Raw genomic sequence first — 23,210 nt, forward strand, 5'->3', positions numbered from 1 at the left:
CCCGTGGCGCGCGCCCGGCCCAGCGCCGTCCGCGCCCCGCACGGCAGAACGCCCGCAAGCTGCGGCTCGGCAGCCCGCGCCCCAGGCTTCGGCTCGTCACCCTCGCACTGACCCTCGTGATGGCGGTCTTCGTCGTACGGCTGCTCCAGGTCCAGGCCATCGATGCCTCCGCCTACACGGCCAAGGCGGACAAGAACCGCTATCTGAGCCACACACTGACCGCCGAGCGCGGGGAGATCACCGACCGCAGCGGGGTGGCCCTGGCCTCCAGTGTCGACGCGTACGACATCACGGCCGACCCGACGATGTTCAGCCGCGCCCAGAGCCACGCCACCGACGCCCCGGAGCAGGCGGGCGCGCTGCTCGCGCCGATCCTCGACGAGGACGCCGAGGCGATCGCGCGCAAGCTCAGGACGCCCGACACCCGCTATGTGCTGCTGGCGAGCCGGCAGACCCCGCAGGTCTGGAACCAGATCAAGGACCTGCAGAGCGTCTTCGCGCAGAAGGCCGCCGCCGACAAGGCCAAGGGCGGCAAGGGCGCCGATGTGATCGCCGGGATCTTCCAGGAGCCGAGCACCAAACGCGTGTACCCGAACGGCGATCTCGCCGCCGGGGTGCTCGGCTGGGTCAACTCGGCAGGACAGGGTGCCGGCGGCCTGGAATCGTCGCTGAACAAGGAGCTCGCCGGCAAGAACGGCAAGATCACGTACGCCCAGTCGGGCGGCCGCACGGTGCCCACCGCCGGCGCCAGCGAGAAGCCGGCCGTACCGGGCTCGGACGTCGAACTGACCCTGGACCGCGACATCCAGTGGGCCGCGCAGAGCGCGATCGCCGCGCAGGTGAAGGAGTCCAAGGCCGACCGCGGCTATGTGGTGGTGCAGGACACCAGGAGCGGTCAGGTGCTCGCCATGGCCAACGCGCCCGGCTTCGACCCCAACGACCTGACCCACGCCAACCCCGACGCGCTCGGCAACGCCGCGGTCCAGGACGCCTACGAGCCCGGCTCCGTCAGCAAGATCATGTCCATGGCCGCCATCATCCAGCAGGGGGTGGCCACACCGACCACCCACGTCACCGTCCCCAACCGGCTGCACCGCGGGGACCGGCTCTTCAAGGACGACGTCGACCACGACACCTGGTCGCTGACGCTCAACGGCGTTCTGGCCAAGTCCAGCAACATCGGCACCATCGAGGCCGCGGGCCAGCTCGGTAAGACACAGCCCGAGGCCAACAAGGTCCTCTACTCCTATCTGCGCAAGTTCGGCATCGGCAGCCCCACCGGCGTCGGCTTCCCCGGCGAGACCTCGGGGATCCTGGCCAAGCCGCAGGACTGGTCGACGTCCCAGCAGTACACGATCCCGTTCGGCCAGGGGCTCTCGCTCAACGCGCTGCAGGCGGCATCCGTGTACTCGACGATCGCCAACGGCGGCGTGCGGGTGCAGCCCTCGCTGATCAGCGGTACCAAGGGACCCGACGGGCGGTTCACCCCGTCACCCGCCCCGAAGAAGACCAGGGTCGTCAGCGAGCAGACGGCGAAGACGGTCTCCCGGATGCTGGAGTCGGTCGTGAGCGATGTGGAAGGCACAGGCGTCTCCGCCCGTATCCCCGGCTACCGGGTCGCGGGCAAGACCGGGACGGCCAACCGGGTGGACCCGAAGACCGGCCGCTACAGCGGCTACACCGCGTCCTTCGCGGGTTTCGCCCCCGCCGACAAACCCCGTATCACCGTGTACTGCGCCATCCAGAACCCGACCAGCGGCAGCCACTTCGGCGGCTCCACCTGTGGCCCTGTCTACAAAAAGGTCATGGAGTTCGCCCTGAAGACCCTCCAGACCCCGCCGACCGGCAAGAAGGCCGACCCCATCCCGGTCACCTTCGGCCCTCACCAGTGACTCAGGAACCATCAGTGACGACCATCACCCCGGGGCCGGGGAACCGGAACACCCCCGCACCCTCACTTCGCGGGGAGCCCGGTGCGCCCGGTACGCTCACCGCCGTGCCACACGCTGATCAGTACCAAATCGCCCAGAAAGACCCTTCTGTGACCTATCCGGGAGCACCCCGTCCGGCCGAGGTCCGACCGACCCCTCTGGGGGATCTGGCAGGACGACTGGGCATCGCGTCACCTGGCGCCGCTGAGGTCACCGGCATCACCCACGACTCACGGGCGGTCCGCCCCGGAGACCTGTACGCCGCACTCCCCGGTGCCCGGCTGCACGGCGCCGACTTCGTCGAGCAGGCGGCCGGCCTGGGAGCCACCGCGGTGCTCACGGACCCCAAGGGCACCGAACGGGCCGAGGCCACCGGCCTCCCCGTGCTGACCGTCCCCGACCCGCGCGCCGTGATGGGCGAGCTGGCCACGGAGATCTACGGCCACCCCGGCCGCGACCTCCTCCAGATCGGCATCACCGGCACCTCGGGCAAGACCACCACCGCCTATCTCGTCGAGGGCGGCATCCGGGCGGCCGGACACCTCAGCGGCCTCATCGGCACGGTCGAGATGCGCATCGGCGACGAACGCATCAAGTCCGAGCGCACCACCCCCGAAGCCACCGACCTCCAGGCGCTGTTCGCGGTCATGCGTGAGCGCGGCGTCGACACGGTCGCCATGGAGGTCTCCAGCCACGCGCTGGTGCTGGGCCGGGTCGACGGCTGCGTCTTCGACGTCGCGGTCTTCAACAACCTCAGCCCGGAGCACATGGAGTTCCACTCCGGGATGGAGGACTACTTCCAGGCCAAGGCGCAGCTGTTCACGCCGCGGCTCAGCAAGGTCGGCGTGGTCAACTACGACGACGAGTACGGCCGCCGGCTCGTCGACGAGGCGACCGTCCCCATCACCACGTTCTCCGCCGAGGGGCACCCGGACGCCGACTGGCGGGCCGAGGACGTCGAAGTGGCCCTGTTCACCAGCACCTTCACCGCTGTCGGCCCGCAGGGGCAGCGCATCGCCGCCACCTCCCCGCTGGCCGGTCCCTTCAACGTGGCCAACACCCTCGCCGCGATCGTCACCCTCGCCGTCGCGGGCACCGACCCGCAGACCGCGGCCGACGGCATCGCGGCCGTCCCCGGGGTACCGGGCAGGCTGGAGCGGGTGGACGCCGGACAGCCGTATCTCGCCGTCGTCGACTACGCGCACAAGACGGACGCCGTCGAGTCGGTGCTGCGCGCCCTGCGCAAGGTCACCGAAGGACGGCTGCACATCGTGCTCGGCTGCGGCGGCGACCGCGACCAGACCAAACGCGGCCCGATGGGCGCGGCGGCCGCCCGCCTCGCCGACACCGCCGTACTGACCTCCGACAACCCGCGCGGCGAGGACCCCCTCGCGATCCTCGCCGCGATGATCGCCGGCGCCGCCGAGGTGCCGGTGCACGAGCGCGGCGACGTCCTGATCGACTCGGACCGTGCGGCGGCCATCGCGGCGGCCGTGGCCCGCGCCAGGCCCGGGGACACCGTGCTGATCGCGGGCAAGGGCCACGAGCAGGGCCAGGACATCGCCGGAGTGGTACGCCCCTTCGACGACCGCCAGGTCCTCCGCGCAGCAATCGAGCGCGCAGCAATCGAGAACAACAGTCAGGGATGACCAAGTGATCGCCCTTTCCCTCGCCGAGATCGCCGACATCATCGGCGGGCAGCCGCACGACATACCGGATCCGTCCGTCCTGGTCACCGGTTCCGTCGTCAGCGACTCCCGCGCGGTGCGGCCCGGCAGTCTCTTCGTCGCGTTCGCCGGTGAGCGCGTCGACGGCCACGACTACGCGCGGAGCTCCGTCGAAGCGGGGGCGGTGGCCGTGCTGGCCACCCGTCCCGTCGGCGTGCCCGCCCTCGTGGTGCCCGACGTGACCGCCGCGCTCGGGGCGCTCGCGCGTACCGTCGTGGAGCGCCTCGGCACCGAAGTCGTCGCCCTCACCGGTTCCGCCGGGAAGACGTCGACCAAGGACCTGATCGCCCAGCTCCTGGCCCGCAAGGGCCCGACGGTCTACCCGGAAGGCAACCTCAACAACGAGATCGGCCTGCCGCTCACCGCGCTGCGGGCCGACGAGAACACCCGCTACCTGGTCCTCGAAATGGGTGCGCGCTACATCGGCGACATCCGCTACCTCACCAGCCTGGTGCCGCCGAAGACCGGTCTCGTCCTCAACGTCGGGACCGCGCACATCGGGGAGTTCGGCGGGCGTGCGCAGATCGCGCAGGCCAAGGGCGAGATGGTCGAGTCGCTTCCGGAGCACGGCGTCGCCGTGCTCAACGCCGACGACCCGCTCGTACGCGCCATGTCCTCCCGCACCAAGGCACGCCTCCTGCTCTTCGGAGAGGCGGATGAAGCGGACGTACGTGGCGAGAAGGTCCGCCTGACCGACACCGGACAGGCCGCCTTTACGCTGCACACACCCACCGGGTGCGGCGATGTGACCTTGCGCCTGTACGGTGAGCACCACGTGTCGAACGCGCTCGCCGCGGCCGCCGTCGCACATGAGTTGGGCATGTCCGCAGACGAGATCGCAACGGCGCTCTCCGAGGCTGGCTCGCTCTCCCGCTGGCGCATGGAGGTCACCGAGCGTCCGGACGGTGTGACCGTTGTCAACGACGCCTACAACGCGAACCCCGAATCCATGCGAGCCGCGCTGCGTGCGCTGGCGGCCATGGGCAAAGCCGCTCAGGCCAGGGGGGGACGTACGTGGGCAGTGCTCGGCCAGATGGCCGAGCTCGGTGACGAGTCACTCGCCGAGCACGACGCGGTCGGACGGCTGGCCGTCCGGCTCAACGTGAGCAAGCTCGTGGCAGTCGGGGGCAGGGAAGCGTCCTGGCTGCAACTGGGCGCCTATAACGAGGGTTCGTGGGGTGAGGAGTCGGTGCACGTGTCCGACGCGCAGGCGGCCGTCGACCTGTTGCGCAGTCAACTGCGTGAGGGAGACGTCGTGCTGGTGAAGGCGTCCAGGTCGGTGGGGTTGGAGCAGGTGGCGAGCGCCCTGCTCGACGGTGGTACCGAGGGCGAGGTCGCCGCCCGATGAAGCAGATTCTCTTCTCGGGGGTCATCGGACTCTTCCTGACCCTGGTCGGCACACCGCTGCTGATCAAGCTGCTCGCCCGCAAGGGGTACGGGCAGTTCATCCGGGACGACGGACCGCGCGGCCACCACGGCAAGCGCGGTACCCCGACCATGGGTGGTATCGCCTTCATCCTGGCCACGGTCATCGCCTACCTCGCCACCAAGCTGATCACCGGCGACCCGATGACGTTCTCGGGTGTGCTGGTGCTCTTCCTGATGGCGGGGATGGGCCTGGTCGGGTTCCTCGACGACTACATCAAGATCGTCAAGCAGCGCTCGCTGGGGCTGCGGGCCAAGGCGAAGATGGCAGGCCAGCTGATCGTCGGCATCGCCTTCGCCGTCCTCGCCCTGATGTTCAAGGACTCGCGCGGCTACACGCCGGCCTCCACCAAGCTCTCCTTCGTCTCGGACTTCGGCTGGTCGATCGGCCCGGTGCTCTTCGTCGTCTGGGCGCTGTTCATGATCCTCGCCATGTCGAACGGGGTGAACCTCACCGACGGCCTCGACGGCCTCGCCACCGGCGCATCCGTGATGGTCTTCGGCGCGTACACCTTCATCGGTGTCTGGCAGTTCCAGGAGTCCTGCGCCAACGCGGCGACCCTGACCAACCCCAGCGCCTGCTTCGAGGTCAGAGACCCACTCGACCTGGCAGTCGTCGCATCGGCCCTGATGGGCGCCTGCTTCGGCTTCCTGTGGTGGAACACGTCGCCCGCCAAGATCTTCATGGGTGACACCGGGTCGCTGGCGCTGGGCGGCGCACTCGCCGGGCTCGCCATCTGCTCCCGCACCGAGTTCCTGATGGCCATCCTCGGCGGCCTCTTCGTCCTGATCACCATGTCCGTCGTGATCCAGGTCGGCTCGTTCAAGATGACCGGCAAGCGGGTCTTCAAGATGGCGCCGCTCCAGCACCACTTCGAACTCAAGGGGTGGTCCGAAGTCCTTGTCGTGGTCCGCTTCTGGATCATCCAGGGCATGTGCGTGATCGTCGGCCTCGGGCTCTTCTACGCGGGCTGGGCGGCCGCGAAGTGAACTGGCAGGGCAAGCGCGTCACCGTCGCGGGCATGGGCGTATCCGGGCTGCCGGCGGCGCGCGCCCTGCACGGCCTCGGAGCCGAGGTCACCGTCGTCAACGAGGGCGCCGACGAGCGCGCCCGTGCCCAGGCCGGTGAACTCACCGCGCTGGGCATCACGGTGCGCCTCGGCGACGGGGCCACCCTGCCGGACGGCACCGAACTCATCGTCACCGCGCCGGGCTGGCGGCCCGACAAGCCGCTCTTCCTGGCGGCGGCCGAAGCGGGGGTGCCGGTCTGGGGCGACGTCGAACTCGCCTGGCGGCTGCGGCGTCCGGGCGCCGCGCCCTGGCTCGCGGTCACCGGCACCAACGGCAAGACCACGACCGTACGGATGCTCGCCTCGATCCTGCGCGCCGCCGGGCTGCGCACCGAGGCCGTCGGCAACATCGGCGTCTCCCTCCTGGACGCCGTCCTCGGCGACGAGGAGTACGACGTCCTGGCCGTGGAGCTCTCCAGCTACCAGCTGCACTGGGCGCCCAGTCTGCGCGTCCACTCGGCCGCCGTGCTCAACCTGGCCCCCGACCACCTCGACTGGCACGGCTCGATGGCGGCGTACGCGGCCGACAAGGGCCGGGTCTACGAGGGCAACACCGTGGCCTGCGTCTACAACGCCGCCGACCCGGCCACCGAGGAACTGGTCCGCGCGGCCGACGTGAAGGAGGGCTGCCGGGCCATCGGCTTCACGCTCGGCGCCCCCGGGCCCTCGCAGCTCGGTGTGGTCGACGGGATCCTGGTCGACCGGGCCTTCGTCGCCGACCGGCAGAAGCGGGCACAGGAGCTGGCGGAGATCGCCGACGTCACCCCGCCGGCGCCGCACAACATCGCCAACGCCCTCGCCGCGGCCGCGCTGGCCCGCGCGTACGGCGTGGCGCCGGCCGCCGTACGTGACGGACTCCGCGCCTTCCGGCCCGATCCGCACCGTATCGAGAAGGTGGCCGACGTCGCCGGTGTCGCGTACATCGACGACTCCAAGGCCACCAACACCCATGCCACCGAAGCCTCACTGGCGGCCTACGACCCGATTGTCTGGATCGCGGGCGGCCTCGCCAAGGGAGCGAGCTTCGACGACCTGGTCGGCGGGGCGGCGAAGCGGCTGCGGGGCGTCGTACTGATCGGCGCCGAGCGGGCGCTCATCGCCGAAGCCCTGGCGCGACACGCCCCGGAGGTACCGGTGGTCGACCTCGACCGGACCGACACTGGGGCCATGTCGGCGGCGGTCAGGGAGGCGGCACGGCTCGCCCGGCCGGGGGACACGGTTCTGCTGGCTCCGGCCTGTGCCTCCATGGACATGTTCGTCAACTACAACAAGCGCGGTGAGGCATTCGCCGACGCCGTACGCGAGTTGGCCGCCGAGATCGGCTAGGGCCGCGGCACCGGGAACGTGTCTCCCGGCCGCCCGGCGTACGGCCCCGCGCCGGGACCCGGCGGAGGCCGGGCACGAGTGGAGGGGACAGGCATGCCGGTCAAGGACAGAGGCGGGCGTGGCGGTACGGGGACGGCGCGCCGCCCGGCCGCGGCGCCGCGCGGCTCCGTACCGCGCGGCGCGGGCACCGGCCAGCTGCGCCGCAGCTACGAGCAGGCACGGAGCGCCCTGGACCGCCCTCTGACGGCCTACTACCTGCTGGTGGGGTCCGCCCTCCTGATCACGGTGCTCGGGCTGGTGATGGTCTACTCCGCCTCGATGATCAAGGCGCTGGAGATCTCCGAGCCCGGCTCGTTCTTCTTCCGCAAACAGCTCTTCGCCGCGGTACTCGGCGGAGGTCTCGCGTTCATCGCGACCCGGATGCCGGTGAAGCTGCACCGGGCCTTCGCCTACCCGCTGCTCGCGGGCACCGTCTTCCTGATGGTGCTCGTCCAGGTGCCGGGGATAGGGCGTTCGGTCAACGGCAACCAGAACTGGATCTCGCTGGGCGGCCCCTTCATGCTGCAGCCCAGCGAGTTCGGCAAGCTCGCGCTGATCCTCTGGGGCGCCGACCTGCTCGCCCGCAAGCAGGAGAAGAAGCTGCTCACGCAGTGGAAGCACATGCTCGTGCCGCTCGTCCCGGTCGCTTTCATGCTGCTCGGACTGATCATGCTCGGCGGTGACATGGGCACCGCGATCATTCTCACAGCGATTCTCTTCGGACTGCTGTGGCTGGCGGGGGCGCCCACCCGGATGTTCGCGATGGTGCTCGGCATCGCGGCGTTCATGACGTTCCTGCTGATCAAGACCAGCCCGAACCGGATGGGCAGGCTCGCCTGCATCGGCGCCACCGACCCGGGTCCGAAGGACCAGTGCTGGCAGGCGGTGCACGGAATCTACGCACTGGCGTCCGGCGGCTGGTTCGGATCCGGACTGGGTGCGAGTGTGGAGAAATGGGGTCAACTCCCCGAGCCGCACACGGACTTCATCTTCGCGGTCACCGGGGAGGAACTGGGCCTTGCGGGGACTCTGTCGGTACTCGGCCTCTTCGCGGCTCTAGGCTATGCGGGTATCCGCGTGGCCGGACGCACGGAGGACCCCTTCGTGAGGTACGCAGCGGGAGGTGTGACCACCTGGATCACGGTCCAGTCCGTGATCAACATCGGTGCGGTGCTCGGTCTGCTGCCGATCGCCGGTGTCCCGCTCCCGCTGTTCTCCTACGGGGGCTCCGCCCTGCTGCCGACCATGTTCGCCGTCGGGCTGCTGATCGCCTTTGCGCGGTCGGACCCCGCAGCGAGAACGGCTCTGGCCTTGCGGAGGCCCGGGGTGAGATGGAAGTCGATGAGACGGCGCGTCAAGAAGCGTCCGTCCGGAGAGCGGTGAATTTCGGTGCATGTCGTACTCGCCGGCGGGGGGACCGCCGGCCACATCGAGCCGGCGCTCGCCCTTGCGGATGCCCTGCGCAGGCAGGACCCGGCCGTGGGCATCACGGCCCTCGGTACGGAGCGCGGGCTCGAAACCCGTCTCGTACCCGAACGGGGCTACGAGTTGGGGCTGATCCCCGCCGTACCGCTGCCCCGCAGGCCCACCCCTGAGCTGATCACCGTCCCGGGACGGCTGCGCGGGACGATCAAGGCCGCCGAGCAGATCCTGGAGCGGACCAAGGCCGACTGTGTCGTCGGCTTCGGCGGCTATGTGGCGCTGCCCGGCTATCTCGCGGCCAAGCGGCTCGGGGTGCCGATCATCGTCCACGAGGCGAACGCCAGACCGGGGCTCGCCAACAAGATCGGCTCCCGGTACGCGGCCGCCGTGGCCGTCTCCACCCCGGACAGCAAGCTCCGCGGGGCCCGCTACATCGGTATCCCGCTGCGCCGCACCATCGCCGTACTCGACCGCGCCAGGGTCCGCCCCGAGGCGCGCGCCGCCTTCGGTCTCGACCCCAACCTGCCGACGCTGCTGGTCTCCGGCGGATCGCAGGGGGCCCGCCGTCTCAACGAGGTGGTCCAGCAGGTCGCTCCGGTGCTCCAGCGCTCCGGGATCCAGATCCTGCACGTGGTCGGCCCGAAGAACGAACTGCCGCGTGTCGACAACATGCCCGGAATGCCGCCCTACCTCCCGGTACCGTACGTGGACCGGATGGACCTCGCGTACGCCGCGGCCGACATGATGCTCTGCCGCGCGGGCGCGATGACCGTGGCCGAACTCTCCGCCGTGGGGCTGCCCGCCGCCTATGTGCCGTTGCCCATCGGCAACGGTGAACAGCGGCTCAACGCCCAGCCGGTGGTCAACGCGGGCGGTGGCCTGCTGGTGGACGACGCACAGCTGACCCCCGAGTGGGTGCAGGGCAACGTCCTGCCGGTCCTCGCCGATCCGCACCGGCTGTTCGAGATGTCCCGCGCCGCCGCCGAGTTCGGCCGCCGGGACGCCGACGACCTGCTCGTCGGCATGGTGTACGAGGCGATCGCGGCGCGCCACCAGGCGTGACGCCCGAAGGAGCGAGCGTGGCCGGACCGACGACCGCACAGCGCGGTGAACGCAATCCAGCGGCGGAGTCCGGCCGCGGCCGCTCCCAGGGGCAGCGGAAGCCCCCAGGCCGCCTGCGGCCACGCACCAGGCGGCTGGTGATCCTGGTGCTCGCCGTCCTGCTGCTTCTGGCGGGCGGCGGTATCTGGGCACTCTATGGCTCTTCCTGGCTGCGGGTGACGCATATCCGGACCACGGGGACGCAGGTTCTGACCCGGGACCAGGTGGAGTCGGCCGCGGCTGTTCCGATCGGTGATCCGCTGATTTCCGTCGATACGGATGCGATGGAGAACCGGTTGCGGAAGAAATTGCCCCGAATCGACTCGGTGGTTGTCACCCGTTCATGGCCGCACGACATCAGTCTGAAAGTGACCGAGCGAAAGCCGGTACTGCTCATGAAGTCGGGCGGTAAGTTCACAGAAGTGGACGCTAAGGGCGTGCGTTTCGCCACAGTGGAAAGCGCTCCCCGGAGAGTGCCGGTACTCGAATTGACTGCCGGTCAGTCACCGAGCACGCGGCGATTCGGCGCGGACCGGCTGCGGGTCGAAGCGGTACGGGTGGCGCGGGAACTTCCGTCCGCGGTCGCCCGTGACACCCTTTTCGTCCGGGTCAGTTCATACGACTCCATCTCGCTCGAGCTGACCGGGCACCGCACAGTCGCCTGGGGGAGCGGCGAGTTCGGCACGGCGAAGGCCCGTGCGCTCATGGCGCTGATGAAAGCCGCCCCCAAGGCGGCGCACTTCGATGTGAGCGCCCCCACCGCCCCTGCGGTGTCAGGGAGTTGACGGGCATCGCTGCTGGCCAGCACCCTGGTTGGTCAGCGCAACGGCTGATCACATAGGGTGAAAAGAAAAACGGGAGGTTCGGCGTGTTCATTGAACGTGCGCCGCTTGTCGACTTAGTGTCCTGTTCGGAGAGTCCAAGGAGCAGACACACTGGTAACCCTCAACTTCACAGTTAGGGTTCGGGTCGGCGTTCGGACCGTCCCATCGGCATCCGTCGTCGCGAAGCGTCAAGCACGCAGCGGCGACACGTAACTCGAGGCGAGAGGCCTTCGACGTGGCAGCACCGCAGAACTACCTCGCAGTCATCAAGGTCATCGGTGTCGGCGGCGGTGGTGTCAATGCCATCAACCGAATGATCGAGGTCGGCCTCAAGGGCGTCGAGTTCATCGCGATCAACACCGACGCACAGGCCCTGTTGATGAGCGACGCCGACGTCAAGCTCGACGTCGGCCGTGAACTGACCCGCGGCCTCGGCGCCGGGGCCAACCCGGCAGTCGGCCGCAAGGCGGCAGAGGACCACCGTGAGGAGATCGAGGAGGTCCTCAAGGGGGCCGACATGGTCTTCGTCACCGCAGGAGAAGGCGGTGGCACCGGCACCGGCGGCGCACCCGTCGTCGCCAACATCGCCCGTTCGCTGGGCGCACTCACCATCGGCGTGGTCACCCGTCCCTTCACCTTCGAAGGCCGGCGCCGCGCCAATCAGGCGGAGGACGGCATCGCCGAACTCCGCGAAGAGGTCGACACCCTCATCGTCATCCCCAACGACCGCCTGCTGTCCATCTCGGACCGCCAGGTCAGCGTCCTGGACGCGTTCAAGTCCGCGGACCAGGTGCTGTTGTCGGGTGTCCAGGGCATCACCGACCTGATCACCACACCGGGTCTGATCAACCTCGACTTCGCGGACGTCAAGTCCGTGATGTCCGAGGCCGGATCGGCGCTCATGGGGATCGGCTCGGCACGCGGCGACGACCGTGCGGTGGCCGCGGCCGAGATGGCGATCTCCTCGCCACTGCTCGAAGCGTCCATCGACGGCGCACGGGGAGTACTGCTCTCGATCTCCGGCGGTTCGGACCTCGGTCTCTTCGAGATCAACGAGGCCGCACAGCTGGTCAGCGAGGCCGCCCACCCCGAGGCCAACATCATCTTCGGCGCCGTCATCGACGACGCCCTCGGTGACGAGGTACGGGTGACGGTCATCGCGGCGGGCTTCGACGGCGGACAGCCGCCGACCCGCCGGGAGAGCGCCATCGGTACCGGCTCCGCCAAGCGTGAGGAGCCCGTTCCGGTGACGGCCACCGAGTCGTCCCGTTCGTTCGGCGGTCTCGGAGCGGTCACCCAGCGCGAGGAGACTCCGGTTCCGGCCGAGACGGAGCGGGTGAACGAGGCCCCGGCGGCGCCGGTCGCCCCGCCGCAGGTCCCGCCGGCCCGCCCGTACCAGGACAGCCAGGCCGAAGAGCTGGACGTACCGGACTTCTTGAAGTGATGCGGCGTCCCATAACCGCGTACGACACCGGCATGTCCACGAACGGCGCGCACTTCGCTTTCACCGACAGGTGGGGCGGGGTGAGCGCCGTTCCGTACGATCAGCTCAATCTCGGCGGAGCGGTCGGTGACGACCCGGCCGCCGTCGTGACGAACCGTGAACTCGCCGCACGCTCACTGGGCATCGACCCGGCACGGGTCGTCTGGATGAACCAGGTGCACGGGCGCGAGGTCGCCGTGGTCGAAGGCCCCTGGGCGGAGACCCTCGGCGAGGGGGCGGAAATCCCGGCGGCCGACGCCGTCGTGACCGCCCATCGCGGGGTGCCGCTCGCGGTGCTCACGGCCGACTGCGTCCCCGTACTGCTCGCCGACCCGGTCGCGGGCGTGGTGGCCGCCGCTCACGCGGGCCGTCCTGGACTGGTCGCCGGGGTCGTCCCGGCCGCCGTCGGTGCGATGGTCTCGCTCGGCGCCGAGCCCGCCCGGATCACGGCCCGCACCGGTCCCGCCGTCTGCGGCCGCTGCTACGAAGTGCCCGCCGACATGCGGGCCGAGGTCGCGCGGACCGTTCCGGAAGCCTGGTCGGAGACGAGCTGGTCCACTCCCGCGGTGGATGTCACCGCCGGAGTGCTCGCCCAGCTGTCGGCGCTCGGCGTCGTGGACCGGCAGCACTCGCCGGTCTGCACCCTGGAATCGGCCGACCACTTCTCCTACCGTCGCGACCGCACCACTGGGCGGCTCGCCGGATATGTCTGGCTGGACTGATACGTCATGACGGACCGTAAGCGCGAACTCACCGCAAACCTGGCCCGCGTGGAGGAACGGATCGCTTCCGCCTGCGCGTCCGCGGGCCGCGAGCGCGATGACGTGACCCTGATCGTGGTCACCAAGACGTATCCCGCGAGCGATGTGCGACTTCTCTCGGAACTCGGCGTACGACAGGTGGCGGAGAACCGCGATCAGGACGCGGCACCCAAGGCCGCGGAGTGTTCGGATCTGCCGCTTTCCTGGCACTTTGTCGGTCAGCTTCAGACGAACAAGGTCCGTTCTGTGGCGAGTTATGCCGATGTCGTGCAGTCCGTGGACCGGGCCAGACTTGTTACTTCTCTCTCAGCCGCGGCCGTCCGGGCCGGGCGGGAACTGGGCTGCCTGGTCCAGGTCGCGCTCGACGCGGAGGCCGGCGGGCGGGGGGAGCGCGGTGGCGTCGCGCCGGACGGCGTCGGCGAGTTGGCCGACTCGGTGGCCGCCGCACCAGGACTGCGGCTCGACGGACTGATGACCGTCGCACCGCTGGCCGGACCGTACGCGGGACGGCAACAGGCGGCATTCGAGCGGCTGATGGAAATCTCATCCCGCCTGCGCGCGACCCATCCTGCTGCCAACATGGTGTCAGCAGGGATGAGTGCGGACCTCGAAGAGGCGGTGAAGGCGGGTGCGACACATGTCCGCGTCGGCACTGCGGTACTCGGCGTCCGTCCCCCGCTCGGGTAACGTCGCGAAGCAAGTCGGACCACAGCAGAAAATATGGTCATTCCCGCCGATCGGCGGGCAGACCCAGTGGATCGCGGGCACTTGGTGACGCTGCGAAATTGGCACAAGGGCGATCCACCACAGAGCGGAGGACTCAGAGCATGGCCGGCGCGATGCGCAAGATGGCGGTCTACCTCGGCCTCGTGGAGGACGATGGGTACGACGGCCCGGGGTTCGACCCCGATGACGAGTTCGAACCCGAGCCCGAGCCCGAGAGGGACCGACGGCGACACCAACCTCCGCATCAGTCGCACCAGTCCCAGCAGGACGAACCGGTGCGAATGGTGCAACCGCCCGCCCAGCGCGAGCCTGTTGCGCTACCGGCGGAAAGCGGACGACCCGCCCGAATCGCCCCCGTGGCGTCCATCACACCTGAACGCCCGAGTATGGAGAAGAACGCCCCGGTGATCATGCCCAAGGTTGTGTCCGAGCGGGAGCCCTACCGCATCACCACGCTGCACCCCCGGACCTACAACGAGGCCCGTACCATCGGGGAACACTTCCGTGAGGGCACTCCGGTGATCATGAATCTGACCGAGATGGATGACACCGATGCGAAGCGACTTGTCGACTTTGCCGCAGGACTTGTCTTCGGTCTGCATGGCAGCATTGAGCGGGTGACGCAGAAGGTGTTCCTGTTGTCGCCTGCTAACGTCGATGTCACGGCGGAGGACAAGGCCCGTATCGCAGAGGGCGGTTTCTTCAACCAGAGCTGAGACGAGACACCGGGACAACCCCGGCCGGAAGGCCGGAAGAACGAGAGCATCAGGGGAGAGGGAAGCGCTAGATGGGCATCGCATTGGATGTGGTCTACATCGCGCTGATGTGTTTCCTCATCGTGTTGATCTTCCGGCTTGTCATGGACTACGTCTTCCAGTTCGCCCGTTCATGGCAACCTGGCAAGGCGATGGTGGTCGTTCTGGAGGCCACTTACACTGTCACCGATCCACCGCTCAAGCTTCTGCGGCGGTTCATTCCGCCGCTGCGTCTCGGGGGCGTGGCACTCGACCTGTCCTTCTTCGTTCTGATGATCATCGTCTACATCCTGATCAGCATTGTGAGCCAGGTGTGAACGATTCGGTCCTGCCGACTGCCGACGACTACGTAGAGGTGAAGAAGAGATGCCGCTGACCCCCGAGGACGTGCGGAACAAACAGTTCACGACCGTCCGCCTCCGAGAAGGCTATGACGAGGACGAGGTCGATGCCTTCCTCGACGAGGTCGAAGCCGAACTGACACGACTGCTCCGCGAGAACGAGGACCTGCGCGCCAAGCTGGCGGCCGCCACGCGTGCCGCCGCGCAGAATCAGCAGCAGGGCATGCGGAAGCCGCCCGAGCAGCAGGACGGCCGGGGCGGTCCGAACGCTCCGGTGCCCGCCGCCATATCCGGTCCACCGCAGGGCCAGCAGCAGCCGCAGATGGGTCCGCCCCAACTGCCGGGCGGTCAGCCCCAGCTGCCTGCAGGTCCTGGCGGTCACGGCCCCGGTCCCCAGGGTCAGCACGGCCCGGGTCCCCAGGGTCAGCACGGCCCCGGTCCTCAGGGCCAGCACGGTCCTGGTCCGCAGGGTCAGCACGGTCCCGGCCCCATGGGCCAGCAGGGCCCGATGGGCGGCCAGGGCCAGCTCGGCCCGGGTCCCATGGGCCAGCAGGGTCCGATGGGTCAGGGTCCGATGGGCCAGCAGGGCCCGATGGGTGGTCAGGGGCAGCTTGCCCAGGGCCCCATGGGCGGTCCGATGGGCGGCCACGGCGGTCCCCCGCAGATGCAGCAGCAGGGCCCCGGCGGCGACAGTGCCGCCCGTGTGCTCTCGCTCGCGCAGCAGACGGCCGACCAGGCGATCGCGGAGGCCCGTTCCGAGGCCAACAAGATCGTCGGCGAGGCGCGGAGCCGTGCCGAGGGTCTGGAGCGGGACGCCCGTGCCAAGGCCGACGCGCTGGAGCGGGACGCTCAGGAGAAGCACCGTGTGGCGATGGGCTCGCTGGAGTCCGCCCGCGCGACGCTGGAGCGCAAGGTCGAGGATCTGCGTGGCTTCGAGCGTGAGTACCGGACCCGTCTGAAGTCCTACCTGGAGAGCCAGCTGCGTCAGCTGGAGACCCAGGCGGACGACTCGCTGGCGCCGCCGCGTACCCCGGCCACCGCTTCGCTGCCGCCGTCGCCCTCGATGGCTCCGGCCGGCGCGGGTGCGATGGGGCACACGCAGCACGGCATGGGTGGCGGCAACCAGTCGATGGGCGGCCAGCCGTCCATGGGCGGTGGCCCGTCGTACGGCGGTCAGCAGCAGATGTCACCGGCGATGACTCAGCCGATGGCGCCGGTGCGGCCGCAGGCTCCGCAGCCCATGCAGCAGGCGCCTTCGCCTATGCGTGGCTTCCTGATCGACGAGGACGACAGCTGACGTTCGGTGCGTTGAGCGCTTGACGGTCGGTTGACTGAGGGCCGGGCCCCGGGGATTTCCCCGGGGCCCGGCCCTTTTGTGTGGGGTGGTGGGGGTGGGGTCGTTGCGTGCGTGCGTGCGTGCGTGCGTGCGTGGGTGCGTGGGTGGGTGCGGGTGGGTGGCGCCTGCGGCGGGCCTGTTCCCCTCCCCTCCCCTTCCCGTAACCGGGGCTCCGCCCCGGACCCCGCTCCTCAAGCGCCGGAGGGGCTGGAATGTGCCGGCGTGGGTGGGTCCCTGGGGGGCGGTTGGAATTGCCGGCAGGGCTGGGGGATAGGGGTGTCGATGGGAGAGCGTCGTGGGGAAAAGCCGATGGGCCCGGCCGGGGGTGTCCGGGCGGGCCCATCGCAGGGGAGCTTTATGCCTCTGTTTTGTGGAGGCGGAACGTCAGGGCCAGGCCCTCGTCCGTGAACGCCTCGCCGTACGCCGTCGCTTCGCCCTCGCCCTCCGCGTAGTCCAGGGCCAGGACCTCGTCCGCGATCAGGGCCGCGTGTTCGGTCAGGGCGTCCCTGGTCTCCGGGGTGGTGCTCGACCAGCGGACCGCGATGCGGTCGGCGACGTCCAGGCCGCTGTTCTTGCGGGCCTCCTGGATCAGCCGGATGGCGTCACGCGCCAGCCCCGCCCTGCGCAGCTCCGGTGTGATCTCCAGATCCAGGGCCACCGTCGCGCCCGAGTCGGACGCCACCGACCAGCCCTCGCGGGGGGTTTCGGTGATGATCACCTCGTCGGGGGCGAGCGTGACGGTCTCGCCGTCGACCGTCACGGACGCGGTGCCCTCGCGCAGTGCGAGCGAGAGCGCCGCCGCGTCTGCCTCAGCCACCGCCTTGGCCACTGCCTGGACTCCCTTGCCGAAACGCTTGCCCAGCGCGCGGAAGTTCGCCTTGGCCGTGGTGTCCACGAGCGAGCCGCCGACCTCGGAGAGCGAGGCCAGGGACGAGACGTTCAGCTCCTCGGTGATCTGGGCACGCAGCTCGGGCGTCAGCGACTCGAAGCCGGCCGCCGCGACCAGCGCGCGTGACAGCGGCTGGCGGGTCTTGACGCCCGACTCGGCGCGCGTCGCACGGCCCAGCTCCACCAGCCGCCGCACCAGCGCCATCTGCTGCGAGAGCTGCGGGTCGATCGCCGCCAGGTCCGCCTTCGGCCAGCCGGACAGGTGCACCGACTCGGGGGCGTCCGGAGTGACCGGGGTGATCATGTCCTGCCAGACCCGCTCGGTGATGAACGGGGTGAGCGGCGCCATCAGCCCGGTGACCGTCTCGATCACCTCGTGCAGGGTGCGCAGCGCCGCCGCGTCGCCCTGCCAGAAGCGCCGGCGCGAGCGGCGCACGTACCAGTTCGACAGGTCGTCGACGAAGGCGGACAGGAGCTTGCCGGCCCGCTGGGTGTCGTACGCGTCAAGCGACTGGGTGACCTGGTCCACGAGCGCGTTGAGTTCGCTGAGCAGCCAGCGGTCCAGGACCGTGCGGTCGCCGGGCGCCGGATCGGAGGCCGAGGGGGCCCAGCCGGACGTACGGGCGTACAGCGCCTGGAAGGCCACCGTGTTCCAGTACGTGAGGAGGGTCTTGCGGACCACCTCCTGGATCGTTCCGTGGCCGACGCGGCGGGCCGCCCACGGGGAGCCGCCGGCCGCCATGAACCAGCGCACCGCGTCCGCCCCGTGCCGGTCCATCAGCGGGATCGGGTCGAGGGTGTTGCCCAGGTGCTTGGACATCTTCCGGCCGTCCTCGGCGAGGATGTGGCCCAGGCACACGACGTTCTCGTAGCTCGACCTGTCGAAGACCAGCGTGCCGACCGCCATGAGGGTGTAGAACCACCCGCGGGTCTGGTCGATGGCCTCGGAGATGAACTGGGCCGGGTAGCGCCGCTCGAACAGTTCCTTGTTCCGGTACGGGTAGCCGTACTGGGCGAACGGCATCGAACCCGAGTCGTACCAGGCGTCGATGACCTCAGGGACCCGGGTCGCGGTCTTCTCGCACTGCGGGCAGGGGAAGGTGACCTCGTCGATGTACGGGCGGTGCGGGTCGAGCTCCGACTGGTCGGTGCCGGTGAGGTCGGTCAGTTCGGCGCGTGAACCGATGACCGTGAGGTGGTCGTCATCGCAGCGCCAGATCGGCAGCGGGGTGCCCCAGTAACGGTTGCGGGAGAGCGCCCAGTCGACGTTGTTGTTCAGCCAGTCGCCGAAGCGGCCCTGCTTGACCGAGTCCGGGAACCAGTTCGTCCTCTCGTTCTCCCGGAGCATCGCGTCCTTGACCGCGGTGGTCCTGATGTACCAGGACGGCTGCGCGTAGTAGAGGAGCGCGGTGTGGCAGCGCCAGCAGTGCGGGTAGCTGTGCTCGTACGGGACGTGCCGGAAGAGCGCGCCGCGTGCCTGGAGGTCGGCGACCAGCGTCTCGTCGGCCTTCTTGAAGAAGACACCGCCGACCAGCGGGACGTCCTCCTCGAAGGTGCCGTCGGGGCGCACCGGGTTGACGACCGGGAGGCCGTACTCGCGGCACACCTGGAGGTCGTCCGCACCGAAGGCGGGGGACTGGTGGACGAGCCCGGTGCCGTCCTCGGTGGTGACGTACTCGGCGTTGACGATGTAGTGCGCCTCGGCCGGGAAGTCGACCAGGGTGAACGGACGCTGGTAGGTCCAGCGCTCCATCTCCGCGCCGGTGAACCGCTCGCCTGTGGTCTCCCAGCCCTCGCCGAGCGCCTTTTCGAGCAGCGGCTCGGCGACGACCAGCTTCTCCCGGCCGTCGGTCGCGACGACATAGCTGACGCCGGGGTGCGCGGCGACGGCCGTGTTGGAGACCAGCGTCCAGGGGGTGGTCGTCCAGACCAGCAGGGCCGCTTCGCCCGCGAGGGGCCCGGAGGTGAGCGGGAAGCGTACGAAGACGGAGGGGTCGACGACCGTCTCGTACCCCTGGGCCAGCTCGTGGTCCGAGAGGCCGGTGCCGCACCGCGGGCACCAGGGGGCGACCCGGTGGTCCTGGACCAGCAGGTCCTTGTTGAAGATCTCCTTCAGCGACCACCAGACGCTCTCGACGTAGGACGGGTCCATGGTCCGGTACGCGTGGTCCAGGTCGACCCAGTAGCCCATCCGGGTGGTCAGGGCGGAGAAGGCGTCGGTGTGCCGGGTGACGGAGGCCCGGCACTTGTCGTTGAAGGCGGCGATCCCGTACGCCTCGATGTCCTGCTTGCCGCTGAAGCCGAGTTCCTTCTCGACGGCCAGCTCGACGGGCAGGCCGTGGCAGTCCCAGCCGGCCTTGCGGGGCACGTGGTAGCCCTGCATCGTGCGGAAGCGGGGGAAGACGTCCTTGAAGACACGGGCCTCGATGTGGTGTGCGCCCGGCATGCCGTTGGCGGTCGGCGGTCCTTCGTAGAACACCCACTCGGGGCGTCCTTCGGACTGCTCAAGACTCTTCGAGAAGACCTGTGCCTCGTGCCAGAAGTCGAGCACGGCGTGCTCAAGGGCGGGCAGGTCGACCTGGGCGGGCACCTGGCGGTACAGGGGCGGTGTCATCGAACTCCTCCAACGGACGTTTCTCTCTCCGTCGGAGGGACGAGAGCCTGACGCCCCCGCGGTACCACCCTCCTTGGCCCCGGCTGTCGTGCCGTGGCCCCCTCATTGGGGTCGCGGTGCCGGTTCTACTCGCCCGCGTCCACTCGTCCACGGGTTTTCTTCCGACGGCTCGGGGGTGATCTTCACGCCGTGCCTGCCTCCGGGCTCACACCGTCCCCGGATCGCTCGTGGCCGCCTGCGCCGCTACTCGTCCCGTCCATGCCTTCCGCTGGGGCCAGTGTACGGGGCCGCCGGTGCGGGCTCCGACCGGTTTTCCCGCGGGCGCTCCCGGGCACCCGGCTGACCCGAATGGCCATACGGGGCCCCGCGGAATACCGGGACGCGTACGGGACTCCCGGTCGGCGGATTACCGGGCGGGGAGCTGGGCACAACGCATGCAGGCCGGGCCGGCTCCGGACGTGAGGAGGGCTGAAACGGCGGCGTGCCCCGTTGCCGCGCGACTGGTGTCGATTTATCGTCCCAGCAGACTCGCGAGCAAGATCACAAAATGTGAAGGGGCCGCGGCCATGGTGGCAAGAGAGACCGCCGGATCACGATCGGCGTCCGCAGAATCCACTGGGGCGACGGCCGGGGACGCGGCAGGCGAGCACGGGGCCGCCGCGGACGGAACCGTCGCCGGGAGACCCACCGCGAAGAAGGCAGCGGCGGCGAAGAAGGCAGCAGCCAAGAGGGCACCCGCCAAGAAGGCGCCCGCGAAGAAGACCGCAGCCAAGAAGACCGCGGCGAAGAAGACCGCGGCCAAGAAGGACGCCGGCGGGAAGACGGCCGGCGAGCGGGCCGCGTCCAGTACGTCACCGGGCCACCCGGCGCCGGGCAGCACGGCCGCGACCGCGGCCCAGGGGGCGGCCGAGGCCGCGGAACAGACGGGAGCCGAGACGGTGGTTGCGAAGAAGAGCGCAGGAGGGGGAGCGGCGGCCGGAGGGCACGCCGCCTCCGCCGTGCCCAAGGCCGGGGTCGCCGCACCCGCGGCCCCGGACGAGCTGCCCGTACGGCCGGGGGAGGACCCCTGGACCCCGGAGGAGGTCGCGGAGGCGCGGGCCGAGCTGCAGAGCGAGGATCTGCGGCTGGGGGCCGAGATCGCGGCGGCCGAGACGGCACTGGCCGGTCTGATGCGGGACTCGGGCGACGGCGCAGGCGACGACCAGGCCGACACCGGGACCAAGAACATCACCCGGGAGAGCGAGCTGGCACTCGCGGCCAACGCCCGGGAGATGCTGGAGCAGACCGAGCGGGCGCTGGAGCGGCTCGACGCGGGGACGTACGGGCTCTGTGAGAACTGCGGCAACCCGATCGGCAAGGCGCGGATGCAGGCGTTCCCGCGTGCCACTCTCTGCGTCGAGTGCAAGCAGAAGCAGGAGCGCCGGTACTGAGAGCTTCCGGGGCGGCGTGTGTCGTACCCTCGTCCTGAGTCGGACCGGACAGGGCCTAGGACGAGGGAATCACGTGGCAGAGGCGGAGCGCATCATCGGTACGCCGGACGTTCCCGAGTCGGACGCTCCTGAGCCGGACGTTCCCGGGTCGGACGTTCCTGAGCGGGACGTCCATGGGCCGGACGGTGCCGGGCCGGATGCCGCCCGGTCGGACGTTCCCGGGCCGGCGCAGGACGCACCGGAGCAGCCGTCCGGGGCGAGCCCCGAGGGGAGCGCCGAAGGGCGGCCCCGGGGCAAGCGCAGGCTCACGGTGCTCTTCGTCGTGGCCGTCCTCGCCTATCTGCTCGATCTGGTGAGCAAGACCATCGTCGTGGCCAAGCTGGAGCACCACCCGCCGGTCAAGGTGATCGGCGATCTGCTGCAGTTCGACGCGATCAGGAACGCGGGCGCCGCCTTCGGGCTCGGCTCGGCGTACACCGTGATCTTCACCATTGTCGCGGCGTCCGTGATCGTGGTCATCGTCCGGCTGGCCAGGAAGCTCTACAGCGCGCCGTGGGCCGTCGCGCTGGGTCTGCTGCTCGGCGGTGCGCTGGGCAATCTCACCGACCGGATCTTCCGTTCGCCCAGCGCATTCCAGGGTGAGGTCGTCGACTTCATCAGGCCCGCGCACTTCGCGGTGTTCAACCTCGCGGACTCCGCGATCGTCTGCGGCGGCATCCTGATCGTGCTCCTCTCGTTCCGGGGCCTGGACCCCGACGGGACCGTCCACAAGGACTGACGGCCCGGACGGTCCTCCGGGCAAGGCATACTCGACGGGTGAGTACCGTTCCCGAGATCCGCACCCTGCCCGTTCCCGATGGCCTGGAGGGCGAGCGCGTCGACGCCGCCATCTCCCGTATGTTCGGGTTCTCCCGTACCAAGGCGGCCGACCTCGCCGCCTCGGGAAAGGTGCAGGTCGACGGGTCAGTGGTCGGGAAGTCCGAGCGGGTCCACGGCGGCGCCTGGCTGGAGGTCGAGATGCCGGCGGCCGCGGCCCCCGTCCAGATCGTCGCCGAGCCCGTCGACGGCATGGAGATCGTCCATGACGACGACGACATCGTAGTGATCCTCAAGCCCGTCGGTGTCGCCGCCCACCCCAGCCCCGGCTGGACCGGCACCACCGTCATCGGCGGTCTCGCCGCCGCCGGATACCGCATCTCGACCTCGGGGGCGGCCGAGCGCCAGGGCATCGTGCACCGGCTGGACGTGGGCACGTCCGGGCTGATGGTGGTGGCCAAGTCGGAGCGCGCGTACACCCTGCTCAAGCAGCAGTTCCGGGAGCGCACCGTCGACAAGCGCTACCACGCGCTGGTGCAGGGCCACCCCGACCCGATGAGCGGGACGATCGACGCCCCCATCGGCCGCCACCCCAACCACGACTACAAGTGGGCCGTGACGGCCGAGGGCAAGCCGTCCGTCACGCACTACGACCTGATCGAGGCGTTCCGGGCGGCCTCGCTGCTCGACATCAAGCTGGAGACCGGGCGTACGCACCAGATCCGGGTGCACATGTCCGCGCACCGCCACCCCTGCGTGGGCGACATCACCTACGGCGCCGACCCGACCATGGCGAAGCGGCTCGGTCTGACCCGGCAGTGGCTGCACGCGATGAGCCTGGGCTTCGAGCACCCGTCCGACGGCCAGTGGGTGCAGTTCCGCAGCGAGTACCCGGAAGACCTGCGGAACGCGCTGGAGGCGATCCGGGCGGAGAGCGAGCAGCGGTGACCGCCGGGTACGACGTACGGGTGGTGGCCGACAAGGCCGGTCTCGACGCCTGCTTCGCCGTCCGCAAGGACGTCTTCGTGACCGAGCAGGGCGTGCCGCCCGAGCTGGAGTACGACACGTACGACACCGACGAGGCCACCACGGTGCATGTGCTGGCCACCGGCGCCGACGGGCCGCTCGGCACCGGGCGGCTGCTGCTGCCCGCCGCGGGACCGGGGCGCGGGGTGGACGAGCCGGGCGTCGGCTC

Annotated in this window: 18 protein-coding genes and 1 pseudogene; 18 read left to right on the forward strand and 1 reads right to left on the reverse strand. The window is 69.9% G+C overall.

The window, feature by feature from the left end; translation table 11 throughout:
• From G3I19_RS19630 to G3I19_RS19695, 14 genes are all read left to right on the forward strand, one after another.
• Nucleotides 1–1,892: penicillin-binding protein 2 (locus tag G3I19_RS19630; RefSeq protein ID WP_239074571.1), on the forward strand; the 1,892-nt coding region annotated here is incomplete at its 5' end.
• Between the two features lie 14 nt (nt 1,893–1,906).
• Nucleotides 1,907–3,580 (forward strand): UDP-N-acetylmuramoyl-L-alanyl-D-glutamate--2,6-diaminopimelate ligase, encoded by a 1,674-nt coding sequence (locus G3I19_RS19635; RefSeq protein WP_164264959.1) that lies wholly within the window; start codon nt 1,907–1,909, stop codon nt 3,578–3,580.
• Nucleotides 3,581–3,584: 4 nt separating this feature from the next.
• On the forward strand, nt 3,585–5,006 hold the full coding sequence (murF, locus tag G3I19_RS19640) for a UDP-N-acetylmuramoyl-tripeptide--D-alanyl-D-alanine ligase (protein WP_164264960.1): 1,422 nt from the start codon (nt 3,585–3,587) through the stop codon (nt 5,004–5,006).
• On the forward strand, nt 5,003–6,073 hold the full coding sequence (mraY, locus tag G3I19_RS19645) for a phospho-N-acetylmuramoyl-pentapeptide-transferase (protein ID WP_164264961.1): 1,071 nt from the start codon (nt 5,003–5,005) through the stop codon (nt 6,071–6,073). Before murF ends, mraY begins: the two co-directional genes overlap by 4 nt.
• Nucleotides 6,070–7,479: a UDP-N-acetylmuramoyl-L-alanine--D-glutamate ligase gene (gene murD, locus G3I19_RS19650; RefSeq protein ID WP_164264962.1), complete on the forward strand. Its 1,410-nt coding sequence runs from the start codon at nt 6,070–6,072 to the stop codon at nt 7,477–7,479. Before mraY ends, murD begins: the two co-directional genes overlap by 4 nt.
• Before the next feature lie 93 nt (nt 7,480–7,572).
• The gene (gene ftsW, locus G3I19_RS19655) at nt 7,573–8,901 is read left to right on the forward strand and encodes a putative lipid II flippase FtsW (protein WP_164264963.1); all 1,329 of its coding nucleotides are present in this window, start codon (nt 7,573–7,575) and stop codon (nt 8,899–8,901) included.
• Nucleotides 8,902–8,907: 6 nt separating this feature from the next.
• Nucleotides 8,908–10,002, forward strand: a complete 1,095-nt coding sequence (gene murG, locus G3I19_RS19660) for an undecaprenyldiphospho-muramoylpentapeptide beta-N-acetylglucosaminyltransferase (protein ID WP_164264964.1) — start codon at nt 8,908–8,910, stop codon at nt 10,000–10,002.
• Nucleotides 10,003–10,019: 17 nt separating this feature from the next.
• A complete protein-coding gene (locus G3I19_RS19665; RefSeq protein ID WP_164264965.1) occupies nt 10,020–10,826 on the forward strand; it encodes an FtsQ-type POTRA domain-containing protein in 807 nt (268 codons plus the stop codon).
• 274 nt (nt 10,827–11,100) lie between these two features.
• Nucleotides 11,101–12,309, forward strand: coding sequence for a cell division protein FtsZ (ftsZ, locus tag G3I19_RS19670; protein WP_164264966.1), 1,209 nt, complete (start codon nt 11,101–11,103; stop codon nt 12,307–12,309).
• A gap of 32 nt (nt 12,310–12,341) precedes the next feature.
• Nucleotides 12,342–13,070 carry a peptidoglycan editing factor PgeF gene (gene pgeF, locus G3I19_RS19675; protein ID WP_164264967.1) on the forward strand — a complete coding sequence of 243 codons (729 nt, stop codon included), beginning with the start codon at nt 12,342–12,344 and terminating at the stop codon, nt 13,068–13,070.
• A 6-nt stretch (nt 13,071–13,076) separates the two neighbouring features.
• Nucleotides 13,077–13,796: a YggS family pyridoxal phosphate-dependent enzyme gene (locus G3I19_RS19680; protein WP_164264968.1), complete on the forward strand. Its 720-nt coding sequence runs from the start codon at nt 13,077–13,079 to the stop codon at nt 13,794–13,796.
• A gap of 140 nt (nt 13,797–13,936) precedes the next feature.
• On the forward strand, nt 13,937–14,551 hold the full coding sequence (sepF, locus tag G3I19_RS19685; protein WP_164264969.1) for a cell division protein SepF: 615 nt from the start codon (nt 13,937–13,939) through the stop codon (nt 14,549–14,551).
• A gap of 71 nt (nt 14,552–14,622) precedes the next feature.
• The gene (locus G3I19_RS19690; protein ID WP_164264970.1) at nt 14,623–14,907 is read left to right on the forward strand and encodes a YggT family protein; all 285 of its coding nucleotides are present in this window, start codon (nt 14,623–14,625) and stop codon (nt 14,905–14,907) included.
• Between the two features lie 49 nt (nt 14,908–14,956).
• Nucleotides 14,957–16,228 carry a DivIVA domain-containing protein gene (locus tag G3I19_RS19695; RefSeq protein ID WP_164264971.1) on the forward strand — a complete coding sequence of 424 codons (1,272 nt, stop codon included), beginning with the start codon at nt 14,957–14,959 and terminating at the stop codon, nt 16,226–16,228.
• A 394-nt stretch (nt 16,229–16,622) separates the two neighbouring features.
• Here the strand turns inward: G3I19_RS19695 and ileS are convergent, their stop codons facing one another.
• Nucleotides 16,623–19,769, reverse strand: coding sequence for an isoleucine--tRNA ligase (gene ileS / locus G3I19_RS19700; protein ID WP_164264972.1), 3,147 nt, complete (start codon nt 19,767–19,769; stop codon nt 16,623–16,625).
• 566 nt (nt 19,770–20,335) lie between these two features.
• Between ileS and G3I19_RS19705 the strand changes: the two genes are divergently transcribed.
• The 4 genes and pseudogenes from G3I19_RS19705 to G3I19_RS19720 all read left to right on the forward strand — a co-directional run.
• A complete protein-coding gene (locus tag G3I19_RS19705) occupies nt 20,336–21,199 on the forward strand; it encodes a TraR/DksA family transcriptional regulator (RefSeq protein WP_164264973.1) in 864 nt (287 codons plus the stop codon).
• 73 nt (nt 21,200–21,272) lie between these two features.
• Entirely contained in the window at nt 21,273–21,977 is a 705-nt protein-coding gene (lspA, locus tag G3I19_RS19710) for a signal peptidase II (RefSeq protein ID WP_164264974.1), read from the forward strand.
• Between the two features lie 38 nt (nt 21,978–22,015).
• Nucleotides 22,016–22,963, forward strand: coding sequence for an RluA family pseudouridine synthase (locus G3I19_RS19715; protein WP_164264975.1), 948 nt, complete (start codon nt 22,016–22,018; stop codon nt 22,961–22,963).
• Nucleotides 22,960–23,210 (forward strand): annotated as a pseudogene (locus tag G3I19_RS19720) (GNAT family N-acetyltransferase); the annotation flags it as partial. The gene G3I19_RS19715 and the pseudogene G3I19_RS19720, both read left to right, overlap by 4 nt.

This window comes from Streptomyces sp. SID10853, from assembly GCF_010548145.1.
In the GTDB taxonomy this organism is placed as follows: domain Bacteria; phylum Actinomycetota; class Actinomycetes; order Streptomycetales; family Streptomycetaceae; genus Streptomyces.